General features: G+C 62.3%; 22 protein-coding genes and 3 pseudogenes. 12 read left to right on the forward strand and 13 right to left on the reverse strand.

The features are described 5' to 3' along the window. The first annotated feature begins 22 nt into the window (after positions 1 to 22). Positions 23 to 1,300 carry an ArgE/DapE family deacylase gene (locus tag J7I86_RS11290; protein WP_214819849.1) on the forward strand — a complete coding sequence of 426 codons (1,278 nt, stop codon included), beginning with the start codon at positions 23 to 25 and terminating at the stop codon, positions 1,298 to 1,300. Positions 1,301 to 1,405: 105 nt separating this feature from the next. On the opposite strand, the pseudogene J7I86_RS23265 reads toward J7I86_RS11290, so the two are convergent. From J7I86_RS23265 to arfB, 4 genes and pseudogenes are all read right to left on the reverse strand, one after another. Then, a pseudogene (locus J7I86_RS23265) lies at positions 1,406 to 1,549 on the reverse strand (hypothetical protein); the annotation flags it as partial. Positions 1,550 to 1,571: 22 nt separating this feature from the next. Further along, positions 1,572 to 1,730 (reverse strand): annotated as a pseudogene (locus J7I86_RS23270) (hypothetical protein); the annotation flags it as partial. Positions 1,731 to 1,794: 64 nt separating this feature from the next. Continuing rightward, positions 1,795 to 2,199: a RidA family protein gene (locus tag J7I86_RS11300; RefSeq protein WP_214819851.1), complete on the reverse strand. Its 405-nt coding sequence runs from the start codon at positions 2,197 to 2,199 to the stop codon at positions 1,795 to 1,797. A gap of 46 nt (positions 2,200 to 2,245) precedes the next feature. Further along, a complete protein-coding gene (gene arfB / locus J7I86_RS11305) occupies positions 2,246 to 2,665 on the reverse strand; it encodes an alternative ribosome rescue aminoacyl-tRNA hydrolase ArfB (protein ID WP_214819853.1) in 420 nt (139 codons plus the stop codon). 103 nt (positions 2,666 to 2,768) lie between these two features. Here arfB and J7I86_RS11310 point away from each other — a divergent pair, with 103 nt between their 5' ends. From J7I86_RS11310 to J7I86_RS11320, 3 genes and pseudogenes are all read left to right on the forward strand, one after another. Then, positions 2,769 to 3,455 (forward strand): ABC transporter ATP-binding protein, encoded by a 687-nt coding sequence (locus J7I86_RS11310; RefSeq protein ID WP_309476706.1) that lies wholly within the window; start codon positions 2,769 to 2,771, stop codon positions 3,453 to 3,455. 92 nt (positions 3,456 to 3,547) lie between these two features. Further along, positions 3,548 to 4,387, forward strand: coding sequence for an iron-siderophore ABC transporter substrate-binding protein (locus J7I86_RS11315; RefSeq protein ID WP_309476707.1), 840 nt, complete (start codon positions 3,548 to 3,550; stop codon positions 4,385 to 4,387). 10 nt (positions 4,388 to 4,397) lie between these two features. Further along, positions 4,398 to 6,337: pseudogene (locus tag J7I86_RS11320) on the forward strand (iron ABC transporter permease). Positions 6,338 to 6,340: 3 nt separating this feature from the next. Here the strand turns inward: J7I86_RS11320 and J7I86_RS11325 are convergent. Further along, complete coding sequence (locus J7I86_RS11325) at positions 6,341 to 7,003, reverse strand: TetR/AcrR family transcriptional regulator (RefSeq protein ID WP_286179672.1); 663 nt, start codon at positions 7,001 to 7,003, stop codon at positions 6,341 to 6,343. Positions 7,004 to 7,093: 90 nt separating this feature from the next. Here J7I86_RS11325 and J7I86_RS11330 point away from each other — a divergent pair, with 90 nt between their 5' ends. From J7I86_RS11330 to J7I86_RS11355, 6 genes are all read left to right on the forward strand, one after another. After that, positions 7,094 to 7,549: a nuclear transport factor 2 family protein gene (locus tag J7I86_RS11330; RefSeq protein ID WP_214819857.1), complete on the forward strand. Its 456-nt coding sequence runs from the start codon at positions 7,094 to 7,096 to the stop codon at positions 7,547 to 7,549. After that, positions 7,546 to 8,421, forward strand: coding sequence for an NAD(P)H-binding protein (locus tag J7I86_RS11335; protein WP_214819859.1), 876 nt, complete (start codon positions 7,546 to 7,548; stop codon positions 8,419 to 8,421). The genes J7I86_RS11330 and J7I86_RS11335 overlap by 4 nt, the downstream gene beginning before the upstream one ends. A 17-nt stretch (positions 8,422 to 8,438) precedes the next feature. After that, positions 8,439 to 8,834: a hypothetical protein gene (locus tag J7I86_RS11340; protein WP_214819861.1), complete on the forward strand. Its 396-nt coding sequence runs from the start codon at positions 8,439 to 8,441 to the stop codon at positions 8,832 to 8,834. A gap of 95 nt (positions 8,835 to 8,929) precedes the next feature. Continuing rightward, positions 8,930 to 9,550, forward strand: a complete 621-nt coding sequence (locus J7I86_RS11345; RefSeq protein ID WP_214819863.1) for a dihydrofolate reductase family protein — start codon at positions 8,930 to 8,932, stop codon at positions 9,548 to 9,550. 177 nt (positions 9,551 to 9,727) lie between these two features. Continuing rightward, positions 9,728 to 10,072 carry an MBL fold metallo-hydrolase gene (locus J7I86_RS11350; protein ID WP_214819865.1) on the forward strand — a complete coding sequence of 115 codons (345 nt, stop codon included), beginning with the start codon at positions 9,728 to 9,730 and terminating at the stop codon, positions 10,070 to 10,072. Then, a complete protein-coding gene (locus tag J7I86_RS11355; protein WP_214819867.1) occupies positions 10,041 to 10,178 on the forward strand; it encodes a hypothetical protein in 138 nt (45 codons plus the stop codon). The genes J7I86_RS11350 and J7I86_RS11355 overlap by 32 nt, the downstream gene beginning before the upstream one ends. Before the next feature lie 114 nt (positions 10,179 to 10,292). Here J7I86_RS11355 and J7I86_RS11360 read toward each other — a convergent pair whose 3' ends face one another. Continuing rightward, the gene (locus J7I86_RS11360) at positions 10,293 to 10,733 is read right to left on the reverse strand and encodes a hypothetical protein (RefSeq protein WP_286179673.1); all 441 of its coding nucleotides are present in this window, start codon (positions 10,731 to 10,733) and stop codon (positions 10,293 to 10,295) included. A gap of 252 nt (positions 10,734 to 10,985) precedes the next feature. Between J7I86_RS11360 and J7I86_RS11365 the strand changes: the two genes are divergently transcribed. Continuing rightward, on the forward strand, positions 10,986 to 11,468 hold the full coding sequence (locus J7I86_RS11365) for a pyridoxamine 5'-phosphate oxidase family protein (RefSeq protein ID WP_214819869.1): 483 nt from the start codon (positions 10,986 to 10,988) through the stop codon (positions 11,466 to 11,468). Between the two features lie 6 nt (positions 11,469 to 11,474). Then, positions 11,475 to 11,831, forward strand: coding sequence for a TraR/DksA C4-type zinc finger protein (locus J7I86_RS11370; RefSeq protein ID WP_214819871.1), 357 nt, complete (start codon positions 11,475 to 11,477; stop codon positions 11,829 to 11,831). A gap of 17 nt (positions 11,832 to 11,848) precedes the next feature. Here J7I86_RS11370 and J7I86_RS11375 read toward each other — a convergent pair whose 3' ends face one another. The 7 genes from J7I86_RS11375 to J7I86_RS11405 all read right to left on the reverse strand — a co-directional run bounded on the left by J7I86_RS11375 (position 11,849) and on the right by J7I86_RS11405 (position 20,858). Next, complete coding sequence (locus J7I86_RS11375) at positions 11,849 to 12,109, reverse strand: hypothetical protein (protein ID WP_214819873.1); 261 nt, start codon at positions 12,107 to 12,109, stop codon at positions 11,849 to 11,851. An 87-nt stretch (positions 12,110 to 12,196) separates the two neighbouring features. Then, complete coding sequence (locus J7I86_RS11380; RefSeq protein ID WP_214819875.1) at positions 12,197 to 13,528, reverse strand: MFS transporter; 1,332 nt, start codon at positions 13,526 to 13,528, stop codon at positions 12,197 to 12,199. A 55-nt stretch (positions 13,529 to 13,583) separates the two neighbouring features. Further along, positions 13,584 to 14,810: a VWA domain-containing protein gene (locus J7I86_RS11385; protein ID WP_286179675.1), complete on the reverse strand. Its 1,227-nt coding sequence runs from the start codon at positions 14,808 to 14,810 to the stop codon at positions 13,584 to 13,586. Further along, positions 14,807 to 17,182 (reverse strand): DUF5682 family protein, encoded by a 2,376-nt coding sequence (locus J7I86_RS11390; protein ID WP_214819879.1) that lies wholly within the window; start codon positions 17,180 to 17,182, stop codon positions 14,807 to 14,809. The genes J7I86_RS11385 and J7I86_RS11390 overlap by 4 nt, the downstream gene beginning before the upstream one ends. A gap of 3 nt (positions 17,183 to 17,185) precedes the next feature. Continuing rightward, a complete protein-coding gene (locus J7I86_RS11395; protein ID WP_214819881.1) occupies positions 17,186 to 18,292 on the reverse strand; it encodes an AAA family ATPase in 1,107 nt (368 codons plus the stop codon). Further along, a complete protein-coding gene (locus tag J7I86_RS11400) occupies positions 18,289 to 19,731 on the reverse strand; it encodes a DUF5691 domain-containing protein (protein WP_214819883.1) in 1,443 nt (480 codons plus the stop codon). Before J7I86_RS11400 ends, J7I86_RS11395 begins: the two co-directional genes overlap by 4 nt. Continuing rightward, complete coding sequence (locus J7I86_RS11405) at positions 19,728 to 20,858, reverse strand: SWIM zinc finger family protein (RefSeq protein WP_309476708.1); 1,131 nt, start codon at positions 20,856 to 20,858, stop codon at positions 19,728 to 19,730. Before J7I86_RS11405 ends, J7I86_RS11400 begins: the two co-directional genes overlap by 4 nt. Positions 20,859 to 21,085: the final 227 nt, after the last annotated feature.

The raw sequence follows: 21,085 nt of genomic DNA on the forward strand, positions 1-21,085 counted from the left end.
ACGAGAACAAGGGACGCCGAACATGATCACAGACGAACAGGCCCAGCGAATCCTCCACGCCGTGGACGCCGCCTTCGATGAACAACTGGCTTTCACCCAGGAACTGGTCAAACACCCCTCGCTCCGCACCAATGAGGGCAGTGCCCAGGACCTGCTCCACGCGGCTATGGCCGGCCGCGGTTTGGCGATGGACCAGTGGGAGTTGGACGCAGAGGAGCTTTCCACCCATTCGGGCCACGGGGCGGTGACAGTTTCCTACGAGAATGTCACCAACGTTGTGGGCACCTACCAGCCTGTCACCGAAACGGGGCGGTCGCTCATCCTGAACGGACACGTGGACGTCGTCCCGGAAGGACCGGCAGATATGTGGTCCCGCTCCCCGTGGGACGCGCCCATCATTGACGGGTGGATGTACGGGCGCGGGGCAGGAGACATGAAGGCAGGTCTGGCGGCGAACCTGTTCGCGTTCGACGCCGTCCGTGCTGCCGGTTACGACCCCGCGGGTCGGATTCATCTCCAGTCGGTGGTGGAAGAGGAATGCACGGGAAACGGATCACTCTCGGCCCTCATGCGCGGCTACCGGGCGGACGCCGTCGTCATCCCTGAACCTGAGGAAGACATGTTGGTGCGGGCCAACGTGGGCGTCCTGTGGTTCAAGGTCAGGGTGTCCGGTAACCCCACCCATCCCCGTGAAATGGGCTCGGGCTTCAATGCCATTGACGCCGCGTACACAGCCATCGCCGCCCTTCGCGAGGTGGAAGGCAAATGGAACACTGAACGAGCCAATCATCGGTACTTCGAGGATCTGGATCATCCCATCAACTTCAACTTCGGCGGCATAGTGGGCGGCGACTGGCCTTCCAGCGTCCCTGCGTGGTGCGAGTTCGATGTCAGGGCAGCGATCTACCCGGGAATCAGTGCCGATCAGGCTTGGTCTGAGCTCCAGGAATGCCTTGCCAACCTGGGCCGCGGTGAGGAGCCCATTGATGCCGTTCCGGTAAAGACGGGCTTCTTCGCCGAGGGGTACGTTCTGGAACCAGGAAGCGACGCCGAAGCCGTGCTGGAGCGTACCCATGCGCAGGTGTTCGGCACTGAGCTGGGCAGCTTCACCACCCCCGGCTACCTCGACGGACGGGTGTTCACCCTCTACGCGGACACTCCTACGCTGGTGTACGGCCCGGTCTCGGAAGCAATCCACGGGTTCGACGAACGTGTCTCCGTGGAATCCATCCGGCGGATCACCAAAAGCATTGCATTGTTCATCGCGGAGTGGTGCGGGATTGAAGAAGCGGCGCACTGAAGTGATGTGAACCTGCGGTAGCAGTATGCGTTGACCCGTCCGGCAGTTTCTCACCACCGCTTGGACGGCAGGCGGAATCACGACGTTGAGGCGGAACACCCCTAGTGAGATTGTCCAGGCACTGCTGATGCGGCCCTGGACGGTCTCGACGGCGGCACTCGCCGAGGTGGTGGCCCCGGCGTCGAGCATTCCGAGCCAGGAAGGTGTGGCCGGAGAGCAGGAGCTCGTAGGCGACGTCGGCGTAGCCATGGCCAGCCAGCGTTGGGAGCAAATGCCCTGTGGTGAGGAAGCCTGTGCCGAGCCGGTTTCCGTTGAGGCGGATGAGCTCAACCAGGCGTTCGGCAGTCTTGGGAGCCACCTGATCCGGCACAAGTCCGAATGCCAGGGCCCGGACATAGTGGCCTTGTGACTCTTCGCTTGACTGGCCCATGCTGTCATGCAAATATGCGCCGGTCTTGCCACGCTTTCTCAGGTGTATTTTTCGAACGTCCTGTTCACTGACGCTCCACGGCGGCTACCGCGCTGATCTCCACCAGCGCTCCGGGAACGCCAAGTCCGGTGACAAACGCTGCGGTGACCAAGGGTGGCTCCTCGGAGACGAGTTTGCCCGCAATCGCTCCATAGCCGGCCGCCAGGTCAGCGCCTTCGACGAAGAGCACGGTCCACTGGATAACGTCTCCGAGTGTCGCGTCCGCAGCTTCCAGTGCGGTCTTGGCGTTGTCCAATGCCCGCGCAGACTGAACGGCCGCATCGCCTTCTCCTACGAGTGCACCGCTTGCGTCCACGGCGTTCTGTCCGCCGATGTAGATCATGGTTGCACCAGGTGGAACCACGGCCACGTGACTGAAAGCAGGGCTGGATACGAGGCCGTCAGGGCGGAGGCGTTGGATAGGTGCCATGACTGTATAGTCCCACCGAAGGCCGTCCATCAACAGGGGAGTTTGGCTACTCGGCGGCAGGTCGTCGTCGTTGTTGTTTGGTTACCGATCTAAGTTCTTTCGCTGCACGGTGACGGCGGGCCGAACCGCGCGTTGGCTTGGAGGCGCGGCGGACGGACTCGGGGACGAGACCCGCCTTGATCAGCTCAGCGAGCTTGGCCATGGCGATCTCGCGATTTCGCAGCTGCGACCGTTCCTCGGATGCAGTCACGGTGATGGCACCGCCGACGAGTTTTCGCGCGAGGCGCTTAAGCAGCATCTGCCGTTGCTCATCCGTTAGAGTTGCGGACTCGGCAACGTTAAACGTTAGTTCCGCCCGGCTGTCCGTGGTGTTGACGTGTTGGCCGCCAGGCCCGGACGAGCGGGAGAATCGCCAGCTCAGTTCCGAGGCGGGGATAGTCAGCGAAGGCGGAATTTCCAGGTCCATGGGTCAAGCCTTTCATGCCACTGGCGCACGTGCGGACGGGTTCGGCGAACATTCTCCGACACGTTTTTCATAATTAGGTAACCCTAAGCTAATTTTTCATTTTGTGATTGAACTGAGCGAACTCTCCGGGCTCGAGGCTACTGACCTGGTTCTCCGCTACGGGGACAAAGACGTGGTCCATGGAGCAGGACTCCGCCTGGAGCCAGGGCGCATCGTTGCCCTGGTGGGTCCGAACGGCAGCGGCAAATCCACCCTGCTCCGCGCACTTGCGCGATTGCACGAGGCGTCCTCGGGAAGCGTTACGGTCAAACCCGCCGACGGCGAAGCCTCGGATGCGTTGATGATGAAGCGCAGCGATTTCGCCCGGCATGTGACATTGCTCTCTCAGAGCCGGCCGGTGCCGCGGGGCCTCAGTGTCCGCGATGTGGTCGAATTCGGTCGCCACCCCTACCGTGGGCGGTGGCGCGCAGCCGATCCCGAGGGGCCGGCCGCCGTCCACCGCGCCATGGAACTGACCGGTGTGGCTGAGCTCGCAAACCGGGGTGTCCACGAACTTTCCGATGGACAACTCCAGCGGGTGTGGCTGGCCAGCTGCCTTGCACAGGACACGTCGGTGCTGTTGCTCGATGAGCCAACCAAGCACTTGGACCTCCGCTACAAGGTGGAGATCTTCGACCTCGTGTACGACCTCGCCCGCGTTCACGGCGTTGCAATTGGTGTTGTTCTGCACGACCTCGATGAGGCAGCCGCACTTGCCGATCATGTGGTGGTTCTCTCGGAAGGCCGCTGACCGGCAGGCTGCGCACGCGCGCGGTTGGTCGGCACAGCGACAGCTGAACACCCCTTTAAAGACGAAAGCCCCCCCACTCGAAAGGGACCCCTGTGTCCATGAAGATCCACAAAGCCCTGGCCGCCACGGCTGCCTTGGCAGTCCTGCTCACCGGTTGCGGTACCACCGAAGGCCCCGCGAGCTCCGCTTCGAACAGTGCCGGTGCCGGAGAAGCGATCACCGTGACCGATGCCCGCGGCACCGAGGTTAAGCTCGACGGCCCCGCCAAGCGCGTGGTCGGCACGGAATGGAACGTGGTGGAAAACCTGACCACCCTTGGCGTCATGCCTGTGGGTGTCGCCGACGTCAAGGGCTACAGCACCTGGGTTACCGCCGGCGAGCTGGACAGCACCCCCACGGACATCGGAACCCGCAACCAGCCCAGCTTCGACACCATTGCCTCCCTCGACCCGGACCTGATCGTTGCCACCACCGACCTCGCCGAGCCCATTATCAAGCAGCTCGAAGAACTGGCCCCCGTGGTTGTGGTGAAGTCCGCCGATGGCAGCCGCCAGATCGCCCAGGCCGAGGACAACCTGAGGCTCGTCGCCAAGGCAACCGGCACGGAGAAGAAGGCTGATGAGACCATCGAAGCCTTCGATGCCGCCGTTGCCAAGGGCAAAGCTGAGCTTGAGAAGGCCGGCCTCGGCCGTTCCCGCGTGGCATTCGCCGATGGCTGGGTAGCTGACGGCAAGGTCTCCATCCGCCCGTTCACCAAGGGCTCACTGCTGGCCGATATCAACACTGAACTGGGCCTCGTGAACCCGTGGACGGTCGAAGGAGACCCGGCTTACGGACTGGGCTCCACCGACGTCGATGGCATCTGGATGTTCGGCGGTCCTGCCTCGATGACCCAGTACGTCGACGCAATCGTCGCGTCCCTCACCAAGTAGTCCCACCCGCATGACCGACACTGTGAAGAGGCCCGCCATGACCGTACCCACGGCCATGGCGGGTGCTCCCGTGCCAGCCGCGCCTGCTGGACGAGATGCCCGCTTTCGTTCCGGCCCAGCGCTGGTGGCTGGCATTGGAGTAGTTGTCCTGGCCCTGTTTTCGATGATCCACCTCACTCAAGGAACGGCCGACGTCGGCCCTTTGAAGTTGCTGGGGCTGCTCACCGGAGACGGACCAGACCAGGAAACTGCGGTGTTGCTTGCCTCGCGGGTACCGCGCCTTTTCGCAGGCCTGCTGGTGGGAGTCGCGTTGGGGGTGGCCGGCACAGCCTTGCAGTCTGCCACCCGTAACGTCCTTGCTTCCCCCGATACGCTGGCTGTCAATGCCGGCGCGCATTTCGCGATTGTGGCTGTGGCCGCGTTCGGCCTGACACTTCCGGCGCTCTTGTCCGGTGGCATCGCATTCATCGGCGGCCTTGCTGCGGCGGTGCTGGTGCTTGCGCTCTCGGGCGGAGGCGCCAACGGCAACGGCGGCCCGATCCGCCTGGTGCTCGCCGGCACAGCTTTGGCGTTGGGACTGCATTCGGCCACCAGCGCACTCCTGCTTTTGTTCAGCCAGGAGACCACTGGCATATATGCGTGGGGCCAGGGCAGCCTTGCCCAGTCCCGAACCGATGAGTTGATCCAGTTCGCGCCCATCATCCTGGTAGCTATTGCCGCGCTCCTTCTCCTTTCACGTCGGATGGATCTGCTCGGGCTCGGCGACGACGCCTCGAGGCTGGCAGGTGCCGATCCGCGCCTGGCCCGGGTCGGCGCCGTCGTCCTTGCCGTCGTCCTTTCAGCCGCTGCGGTGACGATCGCGGGCCCGATCGGATTCGTCGGGCTTTGCGCTCCGGCGATCGTGCGTCTGCTGGCGTCCGGATTGAGTGTCGCCGGCGACGCCCTCGCGAGGCTTCGCTCCCGTAGGTTCTTCCTCGCCGTGTTGATTGGGCTCTTGATTCTGCTCACCGGCTTGCTGGTGGCCGGAGCGCTGCTGGGTGATGCGAAGCTCCTGCTCGGAGATCTCGTCAATTGGCTTACCGGTCAGTCGGGAAACCGGGTCAGCGCTGTGCTGGGAACCCGGATGCCGCGTGTTGTGGCCGCTGTTCTTGCCGGAGCTGCACTGGCACTGGCCGGCGCATTGATCCAGGCCGTGTCCCGCAATTCCCTGGCCGAGCCCGGCATCCTTGGTGTCTCCGGCGGCGGCGGTCTTGCAGCAATCATTGTCATCACCACTGTCCCCACTGCCGGTTCCTGGGTGATTACCGGCTCTGCACTTGGGGGAGCGGCGCTGTCTGCTCTGCTGGTCTTCGGGCTGGCCTTCCGTGGCGGGCTCCAACAGAACAAACTGGTCCTGATCGGTATCGGGGTCTCCGCAGGACTGGCAGCGGCAATCACCGTTCTCCTGGTAACCACTGACCCGTTCAACCAGACGAAGGCACTGACCTGGTTGTCCGGCTCCACCTATGGCCGCAACTTTGTCTCCGTCCTGCCCCCGCTGCTGGCAGTGGTGCTTGCACTTCCCGTGCTCGCGGGCATGCGGCGGGATCTGGATCTTTTGCGGTAGATGATGATTCTCCCCGAGTGCTCGGAATCGGGCTGTCCGGATCCCGGTTGCTCCTCCTTGCCGTGGCGGTACTTTTGACGGCCGGCGCCGTCTCTTCGGTAGGCGTCATTGCCTTCGTAGGGCTCGTAGCACCCCACGCCGCCCGCACGCTCGTGGGCGCACGACACTCACGCGTCCTGCCGGTGGCAGCGTTAATTGGTGCCTGCACGGTGGTGCTGGCCGACATCATCGGCCGCACGTTGATCGCACCGGCCCAGATCCCTGCCGGAATTATGACGGCTTTGGTGGGCGCGCCGTACTTCGTGTATCTGCTGTGGCGTTCCCGGGTGGACCGGACCGTCTGAGCCTCAGGAGAGGTTGGCCGCCAGGGTTGAGGCAACGAATGTGCCGAACTGTTCCGCTGTCCAGCCGCGCTTCATCACGAGGGTTTCGAACAGTTCAGGGGCAGTGCAGGCAAACATGACATCGGCTGCTTGCTCCGCGCTCACATCCGCTCGGAGGAATCCTCGTTCAAGCAAATGCTGCGCGTTGCGCAGCATTCGGTTGTGGCGTGCCTCTTCGATCTCTTGCAACAACTCGGCCATGGCTGAGTCCCCGGTCACCGCGGCATCACGAATAAGAAGGTTAATGGGCACCACAAGCGGGCTGACCTCCGCGGCAAGTTGGCCAAAGTGGTGCATCAGCGTCAGCGGGTCCTCTGCCGTTTCCTGGGCCCACTCGGAGCGCTGCTCGGCTGCTGAGTGTTTCGATCCGAGAAGGCTTTGCTGCTGGATGGCCCGCACCAAGCCCGCTTTGCCCCCGAAAGTCTTGTAAATTGTTTCCGATGAGACGCCGGAGGCGGCTGCGACCTCGGCCACGGTTGTTCCACCGAATCCTTGTGTCAGGAGCAGTTGGCGGGCACGTTCAATCACGGTCTGCCGGGACGCCTCGGCGGCCTGACGACGACGGCTCGCGTCATAGCTGCGGGGAGCAGGCGCAGTTCCCTCCCGGCCCTTGACCTTGTCCATCATCGAACCTAGACTCCAATCAATACAGGCAACTGTAATGAATTGACGATACCAGCTTCTGTCCCTCCGGATGTGGAGCGCAAGGGAGTCAAGATGGATCTTGTGGCGGGATTGGAACGCGTCCCGGATGGGCCTGTGAGGCGTATGTTTGCCGCAGCCGGGAGCCACGACATCGAAGCGTTGGTGGCCGAATTTTCCCAGAGCTACATTAACGTCACTCCCAACCATCCCCAGCGAAACTTCACTGGCACGCAACAAGTCAGAGCCAACTGGACCAGCCTGTTTGCGGGCATTCCGGATCTGGCCCTGAAGATTCATGACGCGGTCGCTGACGATGATCGGACGGTTTGGGTTGAATGGAGTCTCCATGGCCATCGTCTCGACGGAAGTGCCGTAGAACTCGCGGGGGTCGCGATCTTTGCCGTGGACCAAGGGAAACTCGCCGGCGTGCACTTCTACCTTGAGCCCGTGGAACGTACTTCGGGTGACGTAGATGTCGCCGTCCGTACCACCGCGGGTCCGGGCCTTCCTGTTGAGCCGGAACCATGATCCTGGTCGTGGGCGGCACAGGGCGTTTAGGTGTGCGCGTCACCAGGGATTTGGCAGGCATCGGGCAACCGTTCCGCATCATGGCGCGTGGCCGCTCACAGCCATTCCTGGAACAGGGTCGCAGCGAATTCGAGGTCTTCCGCGGGACCTTGTCCTCGGCATCGGACTGCCAACATGCTGTTGAGGGCTGCGAGCAGGTGATTTTTGCGGCGTCCGGTTTCGGGTTGAAAACCGGAGGCACGCCGCGCAGCGTTGACCGCGACGGTGCATTGCGGCTTATGGAAGCTGCCGAACACGTGGGGGTACGCCACATGGTGATGATGTCCATGTACGGCGCTGCCGCAGACGCGCCAATGGAGTTCCTCCGCATGAAGTATGCCGCAGAGGAAGCGCTCAGGTCCTCGGGAATGGGCTGGACAATCATTCGGATGGGCGCAAATCTTGAACAGTTCCTTGCTGTCATGAGTCAGCCCCTTGAGACGCAGGGCAAAGTGATCGTCTTCGGATCAGGCGGCATGCCGGTGACATTTACCTCCACCGCTGACGCGGCGGCGTTGGCGGGTCGAGCCCTTTCGGATCCGGTGCTGGGAGGGCAAACCATCGAGTGGGGATCCGGAACCTATTCGCTCAATGAACTGGCCAGCGCCATTCTTGCCAATGCCGGCCGCGGCGCTATCAAGCGGATACCAGTGCCGGCATTGCGCATCATGTCTGTCGCTGCGCGGGCTTTCTCTCCCTTTATGGCCAGAATGGCGGCGGCGGCGCTCTGGATGGAGTCGGGCGCAGCGGCCTTTGATCCTGCGTTACAGAGAAAGTCATTACCTGACATCCCGGTCTTCGGCCTGGAAGAGAGTCTCAATCCGAGTCCTTAGGCGCTTAGGATCGACTCATGGCCGGTTCCCTGGATGTCCTTGGCCCCATTCTGGAAATGATGACATGGGTGGGGTTTGTTCCGGGCGTGCCACTTTTGATCAGCGCTTGGGTCATTGCCCAGCGTCGTTGCGTGTGGGCCACCGCGGATGGCAAACAGTTCGCCGCAGGTGGATTCCTGGGACTGCAGTGGGTAGACAGGGCGAACGAGGAACAAAAAGTCCTGCTGGACATTCCTGCTCGTGACGACAGCGTTGATTCAGGCGCCGTACTTGTCCACTACGATCTTTGCCATCCGTCCCGATGCTCGCTCAGTCCACCACGACAAGACAATACGGTGTTGATTCTGGGCTGGATCCTCACCGGGGTTGGCATACTCAGCACCCTGGGAGGATTCGTCCTTCTCCTCCTTTAGCGCCGCCCCCTTGAACACCGGATAGCTCAGGACTAGCGTTTCCCGCGCACGGTCAATGCACGGTTACTGCGCACGGTTAAACCGAGGAGACTGCTATGAGTGAGAACACCGCAACCCTAATGGTGGACCTGATCATTTCCCTGGATGGTTACGCTTCTGCCGAAGGGTGGCCTGGCTGGTGGGGATTGGAAGGCCCGGAATACCTGGCGTGGCTGGATGAGGAGGGAAAAAAGGAATTCACCACCCTCATGGGGGCCAATACGTATCGGGTAATGTCCAGCATGTCGGAGCAAGCCTCTGAAGACAGTTCCGGGTTTTCGGAGGAAGAGGGCGCCAGCTTGGGCGGGCTGGCCGCCATGCCCAAGATCATCTTTTCCTCCACGTTGAAAGAGCCCCTGGTGTGGCCCAACTGCGAACTCATTTCCGGTGACGCCGTGGAGACCGTGCGGGAATTGAAGAGGACCAGATCCGGTGCCTTTACCACGCTGGGCAGCCTTAGCCTCTGCCGTTCCCTTCTGATGGCCGGACTGGTGGACAGGTATCGCCTGGTGGTCTTCCCCGTGATCACCGGCAAGACGGGAAGCGAGCGGATCTATGACGGATACCCCGATGTTTCCCTGGAATTGGTGGACAGCCGGACGTTCGATGGCAGGTCGCAGTTACTCCAGTACGTTCCCACTGTTATCGAAGGCCCGCCACCACCAAGGCGGGGCTGATCCAACATGCGTCCAGGTCCAGAATCCACTCCGGATACTCCGGAATTCCGGCCGGATATCCCAACCCAAACAGAAACCATTGTCCGGCAAGTCCATTTGCCAGCAGGTGTAGCAGGCCCCACGGAAATCAGTTTTGACGTTCGCTGTTTCGTGGTGCCCATGTCAGACGGGATTGTTGTGATCGACACCGGCATGGGCGACAACGCCACTGATATCCAGCAGACGCTGGAACTCTTAGGCGCGGGCTGGGCTGATGTCTCTGACGTCGTGATCACTCATGCTCATGTTGATCATGTTGGTGGTTTGAACGAGGTTCTTTCGAGTAGGAGGAATGCGGTGGTGTGGGCGGGCGAAGCGGATGCCGGCGCTGTAACTTCCGGCATTCTTTCTTCCGAAACGCTGGTCCGAGCCGCCGCCGATGGTGCTTCAATCCGCGGCTTGCGCGTCATTCACACCCCGGGTCACACTCAAGGCCACATCAGCTTGCTTCATGAAGCCGAAGGCCTTGCTGTTCGTCGGTGATGCTGTTGGCATCATGAACGGAGCCATGGTCCGCCCCCCGGCACCCTTCACTGCCGACCCGGTGGAGGCTGAAGCATCGCTTCGCAAACTTGCCCAGGTGACGTAGCACAGGATGCTGTTTTGGCATGGCGCTGAGATTCCCGAGGCCACCAGCAAGCTCCGCGATCTTCTGGAACGTCCCACGCCCCAATAATCCTTGCAGGGGCTAAATGGCACTGTCCTACGTGGTGTATTGCTCCTGGCGGCCATTAGCGCGTTCGAGCAGTGGTGCCAGGCACTCAGCGTAATACGTCATGGCTTCAGCGAAAGTGAACAACCTTGGCCCCTCGATAGCTGCCCCTGGCGGTTCTTGCGGGGCGGCCGGGTCTACGTGGCAGAGAACCGGTTCGCGGCTCACGCCGTTGGCCGTCAAGGTCGCAATTGCCCAGGGGAGGCTTGGCTCGGCCACAGAAATGCCTGCAGCGTCGAAGGTATCGCGCAGGACATAGTGAGTGACGGTCCGCCAGGACTGGAGAAACGGCGGCTGCAGCTGTTCGACGCGGTCCTCGTCATTGCTGTGATAGGCGTCCACGAGGGCAGCAGCCAGTCCGTCCCACTCGTTGGCGTCGCGGACCATGAGGTGCGCGGTCCTCAGGCGGTCAATGATTTCATTTAACGTCATGGCAGTCCCCACACTTCCCGTCGTTTTTGCCTGCCCCTCAAGGGCAAGCATGACCGCCGTCGGCATGTCACTATCAATCAGAACGGATGAGGCCCCGGCATGATTCCCGGAAAATCCCATGCTCTGTTTTTGGCCTACCAGTGACATTCCTCGTCTGCCTAGCAAATCAGTAGCCTTACTAATAGGGTGGTTGTGGGGAAAAGACCCCCGGACACGAAGTCGAGTCCAGGAACCAGGAGAAGTGAGACCCGCATGACTGAAGAACAAGCCATCAGCAAAGTCACTGACATCATCAACGACTCCAAGATCGGAATGCTGACCACCATCGACGAGGCTGGTGCGCTGGTCAGCCGGCCGCTGGCCGTTCAGGAAGTCAAGGGCGACGGCGACATGTGGTTCTTTACGGGATTGGGAACCTCGCAGGTTGCCCACATACGCCAGGACCCCCGGGTCAATGTTTCCTTTGGCAAGAACACCGAGTGGGTCTCCGTGGCAGGGGCTGCCGAGGTTGTCACAGATCGCCGGAAAATCCATGAGATGTGGAACCAAGTGGTGGAGGCGTGGTTCCCCGATGGCCCTGACACTCCTGAGGTGTGCCTGCTTCGCGTTGACTCCGACTCGGCAGAGTACTGGACCAGCCCGGGCGGTACGGCTGCTACGGTTCTTCAATGGGTCAAGTCCAAGGTCACAAACTCCCGGTTCAGCGTGGGCGAGAGCGGCACTGTGGAACTATGATCCACCGTGGTTGACGCCGAACGGTTTCGGGTTCTTCTGGAGGACGAGCGGAACCGTAAACTCGAGCTGCTGAAGGCTCTGCGAAGCGACATCACCTCAGTGAGTCTGGCCCGTCAGGATTCCAATGTGGACGACGAGCACGATCCCGAGGGCAGCACCATCGCGTTCGAGCTGTCCCAAGCGTCCGCCCTCATGGGCCAAAGCCGGGTGGGTTTGGAGCAGATCGAAGAAGCGCTGGCGAGGATCGCGGACGGAACCTACGGGCTGTGCGCGATGTGCGGCGTGGCCATTCCCGAAGGCAGGCTTGAGGCCAGGCCTTGGACACCTTTCTGTGTCCAGCACGCCTCGGGCAGGAGGAATTGATTCGCCAAGAAGCTGGGTCAGCCGGACATTCCCGGTGACACCGGAACGAATTCGATGCCCTGCTGGACCTTCTTCTTGGGGCCCCGGACAAAGCCTTTGGCGTCCAGATGATTCGCCGCGCGGTAGGCAGCCAGCGCTTCATCGTAGATCTGGTTGAGCCGCTGCGCCGTGAAGACTTCCTCGGTCCCGTCGGCAAAAACCACGGACACCTCAGTGCTGGCGGGAAAGTGCCGTTTCATCCGGATGAATCCTTGGGCGTCCTGGTGCAGGGAGATCACGTGGCAACCGCGCTTTCAGTAGTGGTTACCACCAGTTTGGCCCACTTGGGCTGCAATCGCAGAAACGGCCGTACTGCCCCAACTGCCTCAACCCTTTTGATCGCCGTCTTTATAGGGTGTTGATTCGGGGTTTGAGGCGGCTTCGGTGGTGCTGGCCCGGTCGGCTGGCGCGGCCTGCTTCCGGCTGGCCACCAGGAAAGGCAAGGCAACGAGCTCGATGACACCGGCCATGGCCAAGGATGCCGGGTAGCCGTAGAGGTCAGCTCCCCGGCCCAGGACGGGCTGTATGACTACACCGCCGCTGGATCCCATCAGCGAATCGAAACTCAGGACGGTGGCCCGTTGCTTCGACGGAATCATGTCGTTGACATATGCCTGCCGGACGGGCGTGGCGGCGGAACCCACAACGGCCCAAAGCGCGAGCAGTATCAGCGCCACCCAAAACACACGAGTGAATCCCAGGACCAGAAGGATAGCGCAGCCCGCCAAGCAGCCTACGATCAGCACGGTGGTGCGCTTATGAAACAGGCGCCGGGCGTGCGGGGCGAGCCAGCCCCCGAGGATCTGCGACCCCGCCACGATCGCTGCGGCCAAACCCGCGATGGAATACGCTTTCGGGTCGCCAAACAGGTCCAGCAGGAACGGCTGCAATGCGTAGAAGACGTAGAACCCGACGCCGGCAGTAAACGGGGCTGCCAACATCACGTACCGGACGGGCGGGTTCTTCAAACCGTTCTCAATCGATGCGGACAGTACCGCTCGGGTCGCGCGGAGGGGGTGCGTCGAACGCTCAGGCGAGAAGCCGACGTCGTGCATCAGCCCAAAAGCGACAGCAAACATGGCAAGAAGCACCAGCACGCGCAGCAGGAACGGAACGCCAAGGTTGGTGGCTTGGGCTATTACCCCGCCTGCCACCGAGCCCACCAGCATCGCTACACCCTGAACCATCTGCCCTCGGCCAAGCACGGATTCCAACCCGCCGTCGTAACCCGAGAAGCGCAGGGCATCGACGAGCCATGCCTCAACAGCGCCGGAGAAGAACGTGAAGCCGAGACCTAGTAGGACCGAAACGACGGCCCACATCCAGAACGGCGCGGAAATCTGCCACATCACGAAATACAAGTAAGTGGACACGGCCAACGTCACCGTTCCCAGCAGAAACGAAACGCGCCGTCCCCACCCATCAGCAATTACGCCCGTGGGCACTTCGAAAAGAACCATGCCTGCCGTGAAGAAGGCGTTGGCGGCAAACGCCTCCAGATTGCTCAAGCCCGCATCCAGCAGGAAAAGCGTGTTGATACCCCAGATGAACGACGCCGCAACGGTATTGCCCAACGTCAATGTCAGGTAGACGCGTTGGACCTTTCGGGCGGCGTCATTCAGGGTGTCGCCGCCCTCACCGATGCGAGGAGGGACCACCAGCTAATTCTCGTCCCGTCTCCCGTGCTCCGCCAGAGCTTCCGGTGGTTGGTGGCTACTTTTCGTGACTTGTGGGAATGTCCTGGGAGGCTGCCCATTCGCTGACATCCCGGCGTTCGATGGCTGCAGCCATCATCTCCGGAAAGAGATCCGGCGTGCACGCAAAAGCGGGAACACCGATGCCGGCAAGTGCAGCCGCGTGGCTGGAATCGAAGGACGGATGGCCGCTGTCGCTCAAAGCCAGCAACGCAATCATGGTGGTCCCGCCGCCCACGATGGAAGCAGCACGACGCAGCATTTCGTCTGCAATCCCGCCTTCGTAGAGGTCGCTGATCAGCACAAGAATGGTTTCGGCGGGCTTGGTGATCTGGTCCTGGCAGTAGGCGAGGGCACGGTTAATGTCCGTGCCACCGCCCAGTTGGACACCGAACAGCACGTCCACCGGATCATCCAGATCGTCGGTCAGATCCACGACTTCGGTATCAAAGACCACCAACCGTGTGCTCACTGATTTGAGCGAACCGAGGACAGCTCCGAAAACACTGGAGTACACCACTGATTCAGCCATGGACCCCGATTGGTCGATGCACAAGATGATCTCGCGCTGAATTTCGGTACTGCGTCGAGCGTGTCCATGGAGCCGTTCGGGCACCACAGTCCGGTACTCGGGCTGGTAGTGCTTGAGATTGGCGGCAATGGTCCTGTTCCAGTCGATATCCCTGTGCCGTGGCCGGCGTGTCCTCGCGGAACGGTTGAGCGCCCCGGAGACTGCCTGAATTGTTTTGGCGCCCAGCCGTTCTTCAAGCTCCTTGGTGACCTGCCTAATGACCGATCTGGCGGTCTCACGGGACTCCTCAGGAATCACCCGCCCCAGACCCACGAGAGTGCTCACCAAACCGATGTCCGGTTGGACAGTTCGCAGCATTTCCGGTTCCAGCAGCAGTTGCCTCAAACCGAGCCGGTCCATGGCATCGGACTGCATCACCTGGACTACCGAGGAGGGAAAGTACCCTCGGATGTCGCCGAGCCATCGGGCCACGCGTGGACTGGACGAGCCCAGCCCTCCGCGCCGGCCCGATCCGTCACCGTATAGCTCTTCCAACGCCTGATCGCGGCGGACATCATCCTCTGACAGTTGCACCGGCGCACCTTCGCCAGTTGTGATGCCATCAGCATCGTGCCCGCCCAGGACCAGACGCCAACGGCTCAACCGGTCACGGCTGGCCCTGGCAGAATCGTCGGCCGTGTCAGCGGTACTTGTCGCGGTTGCGTCGTCGGTCATGCGATTGCCTTCCATCCCAGAATCTTTGCCATGGTTTGCAGCGCCGGGCCGGCGCCGGACAGGTCCATGGGGGAGGACTCCACTGCGACGCCGGTAGAACCGACCCGACTCAACTGTTCGCCGATTTCGCGCCGCTCAGGCCTGCTGAAGGTCGAGAAGGTCCTTCGGATCAAGGGCAAGACATCCTCGAAAACATCATCGTGTACGCCTTCCACCCACTCATCAACGATCTGCAGGAGTCGCCGATCATGGATGAGCAACGTCGCATCGCCGGATAGCAGGCCGTCCAACCAGGCTGCGGCTTCCGGGGCGGGTGTAGCGATGGACAAACGACGGCTGAGGCGTGACGCTACGTCGTTTCCTTCCACCAGGCCCGCATCAAGCAGGAGCCGGGTGGCCCGGCCGGCCACCGAGCCATGAATCGAGTCAGAGTGTGCCACCGCTGAGAGGGCAATATGCCAATCACCCAGTGGCAGTTCCGGCAGTATGCTCAGACCATCTTGTGCCGAGTCAATGGCCCGGCGCATTACGCCCGCAGCATCGTCATCGAGGCCGGCGCAGGCAGTGGGCAGTCCGACGCACGCGCGAACCACCGTGGCTTGCAGGATCTTGCGGACATCGCTCACGTCCACCCCTCGGACGTTGCCGTACCGGCACGTGCGGGCCAACGGGGCCATGGTTTCCAAGAGGGGAGGAACGTCCTGCTGGAGGGCGGTGCGTTCAGCCAAGGCGGACACGACGCCGGCGATACCGTCGGGCAGCTCGGCCAGGAGACAGCTTTCCAGCAGTCTGCTGAGAACCGGCAGGCCTTCGGCTGCCTGCGCCTGCTCAGAGACAAACGTGGCAGCGGCTGAGGCGACGGTGGTGCCATATCGGCTCGCTTCCACCAGTGAAACAGCCAACTCGGGTTTCCACAGGAGTGTCCATGCTTCTTTGAAGGTGCCAGTGGTCCTTCCGGTGTCCGTCAGCTGACCCCAGTCCACGCCCAGCAATGCCAGACGGTGCAGGAGTACAGAACGGGCCAACTGGTTCGGCTTGCGCAGGTCCAGGACCATGACCTCTTCCATGGCACTGGGCTTCATGCGAAGCTTCCGCTGGGTAGCGGTGAGGTCCGCTGCCAACGGCAGGGTGGGCACGGAGTCCGGAACGTTGCCGAGCTCGCGCCCGACAGTCAATTCGCGATGAACCAAGGCCAGCGGCAGAGGCGAGCCGTCGCATAGGACGGTCTGCGCGGCGTCGTCCAGTTCCGGTAAGCCAGGGCTCGGCCGTCCGCGAACTGCAGCTAACGCAGTTGCCATCCTGCTGGCCTCCACAATGGACGCCGTGGAAGCATCCAGATTTTCTTTGCGAAGCGCATGGGCCACCCGGACCAGCCACGTGGTGGCAACATCCTTCGTGGGGTCCTTGGCCATCCAGTGTGCAAACAGGTGTTGATACCAGCCCGGCGCAGTAACCCCTGCTCCGTATCCGCTGCCCAGGCTGAGCCGGTTCGATGTCCACGGAACCCACGTGACGGCCACTTTGGCCTTGGGCAATCCGGCAAGGACTTTGTTGTCGGCGGAAACCGACGGAAAGCCGGCGGGCACCAACGCCGGTGCGTGATAGGCGCCGCACACTACTGCGATGCGTTCATGTCCTTCGCGCATGGCCGCGCGCAGCAGGCGCCGCATGGCAGCTTCCCGGCGGCTGTTCTCCAGGACGTCAGGATGATCCACGGGACGCTGATCAATGGCCCTGATTTCTGTGATTGCATCGATCAGATCTTCGAACCGTTCAACGGGGTCCGTGTTCCGATGCTCCACGGCGTCTTCCCACCAGCGTTCCGCGTCGCTGTACCCTGCAGCTTCGGCCAACATCCCGATCGCGTCGGGACGGTACGCCTGCTGCGGGATCGTGGGAGAGTCCTCAACGACGGTGGGAAAATCCTCGACGACGTCCGCGGGCTTCGCGGCGACGGCGGCAGGCACCCCGCCGTCTTCGGGAGTGGCGGCTGGAGGTTCTTCCTCCTCCGAGCCCGTCAAGGCTGCCAAGGCGCGTCCCTCTGCGGCCCTGAGCGCGAAGGTGTGGGCAGCGGGCAGATCGATGGCGCGCACGGATTTGCCTGTAGACAGCGCCCAACGGATCGCGACCCACTCCGGTGAGAAAGCGGCCATGGGGTAGAAGGAGGCCAAGCGGGGCTCGTCCACCGCATAGATCAGGCCCGCGACCGGCGGAACCATCTCCGGATCCGTGACCAGTGGGATGACCTGGTCAAGCTCCGGCGGCCCTTCAACCAGCACCAGATCAGGCCGAAGACTCGCCAAGGCTTCCGCGACGGAATGGGCTGAACCCGGACCGTGGTGCCGGATCCCCAGAATGTGGACGTCGGTCATGTTTCAGTTGGACGATTCAAGATCGCGGCAGGCTCGGTACAGGTCTTTCCATTCCGGGCGGTTCCGCACCACAGTCTCCAAGTATTCCTGCCAGATCACGCGGTCCTGCACGGGGTCCTTGATCACCGCGCCCACCAAGCTGGCGGCCACGTCCTCGGCACGGACGGTGCCATCTCCAAAGTGTGCTGCCAGCGACAGCCCGTTGGTCATCACGGAAATGGCCTCTGCCGTGGACAACGTGGCCGATGGCGACTTGATGGTGGTGCGCTGGTCCTGCGTCACGCCTGACCGAAGTTCGCGCATCACGGTAACCACGCGGCGGATTTCGGAAAGGGCTGCCAAATCGGCCGGCAGCTCCAAGGACTCACCCAGGCTGCGCACACGGGTGGTCACGATCTCCACCTCTTGGTCAATGCTGTCCGGGAGCGGCAGGACCACTGTGTTGAACCGGCGGCGAAGAGCGGACGAGAGATCGTTCACGCCTTTATCGCGGTTGTTCGCGGTGGCAATCACGTTGAAGCCCTTCCGTGCTTGAACTTCCTCATTGAGCTCTGGAATGGGTAGTGTCTTCTCGCTGAGAATGGTGATGAGGGAATCCTGCACATCGGAGGGGATGCGGGTCAGTTCCTCCACCCGCACCAGGCTTCCTGTCTCCATGGCGCGCATCACCGGGCCGGCAACCATGGCCGCGCGGGACGGGCCATCGGCCAGCAATCGGGCATAGTTCCATCCGTACCGCAAAGCCTCTTCGGGGGTACCCGCAGTGCCCTGAACCACCAATGTGGACGAGCCGGAGATGGCTGCCGCCAGGTGCTCACCAAGCCAGGTCTTCGCGGTTCCCGGAACACCCAGCAACAGCAGTGCACGGTCTGTGGCCAGTGACGCCACGGCGATTTCCACCAGGCGTTCCGAGCCAAGATACTTCGGGCTGATCTGAACACCGTTGGCCAAGGTTCCACCGAGGATATACGTGGTGACAGCCCACGGAGAAAGACGCCAGCTGGGTGGGCGGGGGCGATCGTCAACAGCGTCCAAAGCGCTGAGTTCATCGGCGTACGCGTTCTCGGCGTGCGCGCGAAGAACCTCCGTGGCGTTCTGGGCATCGGTCATCGGAAAGCCTCCGTCAAGGATTGTTTGAATGATTGGTATTGGACGGCATCGCGCAGCACACGACGCCGTGCGGCGTCTTTGTCAGTCTCTGCCAAAAGCTGCCGGCAACGCTCGGTGGCCTCCGGCGGCAACGCGGTAGGTAGGTCTTCGGCCAGCATGGCTGCCAAACGGCCCCCGTCCTTGCCGGAAATCACCGTCAGTACAGTATCCGCCAACGGCATGGACCACGGCTGCGGCAGGTCATACAGGAGTGGAGCCAGGGTCAGCGGTTCATCGTTGCTTTCCCTGACGTGCCGCTCCAGCCAATGTGCCCGCTCCTCCGGAGGGAGGCAATCCAACAGCCTCCTGTCCGTCAGGACGGTGAGAAGCGCGCGGGCCCATTCAGCATCGTTGCGGGCAGCGGTTGCAGCGACCATAGCGTCCAGGATGCGGGGTTCTTCCTGCAGCAGCGCAACGGTGGCTGAGCGGTTACGGCCTGTCACCGACGTCCATACGTCCAGCGGCGCCCCTTTGATGATGGCCTCCAATCGTGCCATCCGATCCGGTTCGCCCTTGCGCGGGTCCGCTGGAGTTCCGTCCCGCAATGCCTCCTTGTCAGGGTCCGGGGGGAGATCGATCTCCAGCCGTTTGCTCAGAAGTCCTTTGAACTGGAGCAAGGGTTTTAGCCTGGCGGCCATGCGGGCGGCTCGCGCACTCCCGGGGAGCTGGTCCAAGAGCCGGAGGGCCACATCCCGTACGCCCTTGGCTTTGTCGTCCAAAGCCTTCTCCAGCAATGCTTCGTCGTCGTCATGGAGGTTTCCGGCGAACAGTGCCAGAGCGCCTGCCCGTTCCCGGGCGCTGAGCGAAGTCCAGCTCGCACGCAGTTGGACGCGGGCAGCTGATGGATCACGGCCTCTCAGCCGGTCATACTCTGCCGCAGCATCAGAGCCTCGGCGGTCAGTCTTTTGGGTGGCAGGCTCGAGAGAAGGCGGGCTTTTGATCTCTTGCATCCACCGACCACGGGTTCCTATGGCAGGTTCCAGACTCCTTAAGACAGCGGACTTACTCTCAGCCAACGTCAGCAACGACGGCAGCAGCCGGTGAGGGACCCGTCGTCGTGATTCTTCGGCGAAACCCAGCCAATCCACCACCAACTGGGTCCTCAGCTCAAGATTCACGGGTGGTTGCGTCAATAAGAGCTCCAAAAGCCGGGCAGCCTCGCCGCTAGCTTGGGGCTCCGTATCAACCGGAGCCGGCGAAGAAAGTCCCGTGCCAGGGGCAGCAGATGCTGTCCGCGTCGCCCGGGTGACAACGTCAGCCAAGGCCGCTTGATCCAACAGGTATTCCTCGCGGCTCAGGCCGTCGGGGGCAAGATATCCCAGCTCTGCGGGCGGAAGGGGAGCGGCGTGCCGTCCGGTACCCACCAGGGCTGACGTGCGCAGATCGTCAAACCAAGTCACGGGGTCACCACCATTGAATCGACGACGACGGTCAGTGGACGCAGGCGGCCATCTTCCAGTTCACCAAAAATATCGGTTGTATGGCCACCGGTTAGTGCCAGCAGCGAGTCCAGGGGAGCGTCCACCAAAGGAAGTGCGTCGCCGTTCGGATCGTGCAGCCACCCGTTTCCGTCGGGATTTACTATGACGCCGTCCAACAGCACGGGAATCCGGGTCCGCCACGGCGAGCGGGCAACTGCGGCAGACTCCCTTTCGAGTGCTTGCCCAATGCTGCCCCCCGGGCCGAGACTTGTGGCCGCGCCCCGGGGAGTGATGGGGCCAGTGAACATGGCGCGCTGCGGTGCTGATCCGGGGTAGCGGGCCACTGTGACATCAAGCAAAGCCCCGGCAAGTTGCGGCGCCGCCAAACCCTGGCCCTGTCCGGCGAAATCGAGGACCACGACTACCGTTCCGTCCGGGCCTTGAAGCCAGGTCCGTTGTTGCTGCAGGCGTCCGTCATCGCTCCGGTGGGCTCCCAGAACCAGCCAAGGGCCCGTCAACCGCTCAGTGTCCTGTACATCGGCCGACGCAGTGGCCCACCCGAGGGCAGCCTTGACGTCGGCAAATTCCTCCGCCGAGAGGGTGTCCCTGGCTGACCATGCCTTGGTAAGAGCCCACCAGCGGCCCGCGTTGAAGAGAAGATGGTCAGCCCAGTCCGTCCTGCCGTGGATGCGGGAAGCCATGTCCCGTACTTGCTCGGCCAAACCGGGAAGCTGGGAGTCCACCAAGCGGGCTGCAACGCCATCCCACCACGGATACGGCTGGTTGCGTGCAGCGGCAAGTCCCGTCCCGACAAGGTCCGTCAGCCAGCGCGAAAAATCATCCACCCCTGCGTCCATCAGGGCGAGCCTGGTGGCTAGACGTTTTGCCTGAGCTTCAGGATCTGCGGGCTGCTCGGTTTGCCGACGTTCTTTGGCCGTGGCGCGGTCGGCCCGCTGATCTGCCCACTCCTGTGCAAAATCAGCGGTATCGGCCCCTGATTCCGCTGCCTCACCCCTGGACCACAGAAGGAGCAGTGCAAGGGCATGCTTGCAGGGGAACTTCCGGCTGGGACATGAGCATCGGTATGCGGGCGCTACGACGTCCACGCTCACTTGGTATGGCGTTTTTCCGCTGCCTTGGCATTTTCCCCAGACAAGGACGTCATTGCTGCCGGAGTCCGACCACGGGCCGGGATGTGCAAGCTTCCGTGCTGCCGCCAGTGAGGATGAGTCCGGGGCCGCGTTGATGACTGTCTCTTCGCTCCAACGCCCCTTGACTCACATTCTGCCTGACGGCTCCGACACTATGGAACAGCAGTGACGGTGTGGCGCTG

Source organism: Arthrobacter sp. ISL-95 (assembly GCF_018613695.1).
Classification (GTDB): Bacteria; Actinomycetota; Actinomycetes; order Actinomycetales; family Micrococcaceae; genus Arthrobacter.

Coding starts and splice junctions, on each gene's coding strand:
- J7I86_RS11290 (WP_214819849.1), top strand. CDS start 23: ATGATCACAGACGAACAGGCCCAGCGAATCCTCCACGCCGTGGACGCC.
- J7I86_RS11300 (WP_214819851.1), bottom strand. CDS start 2,199: ATGGCACCTATCCAACGCCTCCGCCCTGACGGCCTCGTATCCAGCCCT.
- arfB (WP_214819853.1), bottom strand. CDS start 2,665: ATGGACCTGGAAATTCCGCCTTCGCTGACTATCCCCGCCTCGGAACTG.
- J7I86_RS11325 (WP_286179672.1), bottom strand. CDS start 7,003: ATGATGGACAAGGTCAAGGGCCGGGAGGGAACTGCGCCTGCTCCCCGC.
- J7I86_RS11330 (WP_214819857.1), top strand. CDS start 7,094: ATGGATCTTGTGGCGGGATTGGAACGCGTCCCGGATGGGCCTGTGAGG.
- J7I86_RS11335 (WP_214819859.1), top strand. CDS start 7,546: ATGATCCTGGTCGTGGGCGGCACAGGGCGTTTAGGTGTGCGCGTCACC.
- J7I86_RS11340 (WP_214819861.1), top strand. CDS start 8,439: ATGGCCGGTTCCCTGGATGTCCTTGGCCCCATTCTGGAAATGATGACA.
- J7I86_RS11345 (WP_214819863.1), top strand. CDS start 8,930: ATGAGTGAGAACACCGCAACCCTAATGGTGGACCTGATCATTTCCCTG.
- J7I86_RS11355 (WP_214819867.1), top strand. CDS start 10,041: ATGAAGCCGAAGGCCTTGCTGTTCGTCGGTGATGCTGTTGGCATCATG.
- J7I86_RS11360 (WP_286179673.1), bottom strand. CDS start 10,733: ATGACGTTAAATGAAATCATTGACCGCCTGAGGACCGCGCACCTCATG.
- J7I86_RS11365 (WP_214819869.1), top strand. CDS start 10,986: ATGACTGAAGAACAAGCCATCAGCAAAGTCACTGACATCATCAACGAC.
- J7I86_RS11385 (WP_286179675.1), bottom strand. CDS start 14,810: ATGACCGACGACGCAACCGCGACAAGTACCGCTGACACGGCCGACGAT.
- J7I86_RS11390 (WP_214819879.1), bottom strand. CDS start 17,182: ATGACCGACGTCCACATTCTGGGGATCCGGCACCACGGTCCGGGTTCA.
- J7I86_RS11395 (WP_214819881.1), bottom strand. CDS start 18,292: ATGACCGATGCCCAGAACGCCACGGAGGTTCTTCGCGCGCACGCCGAG.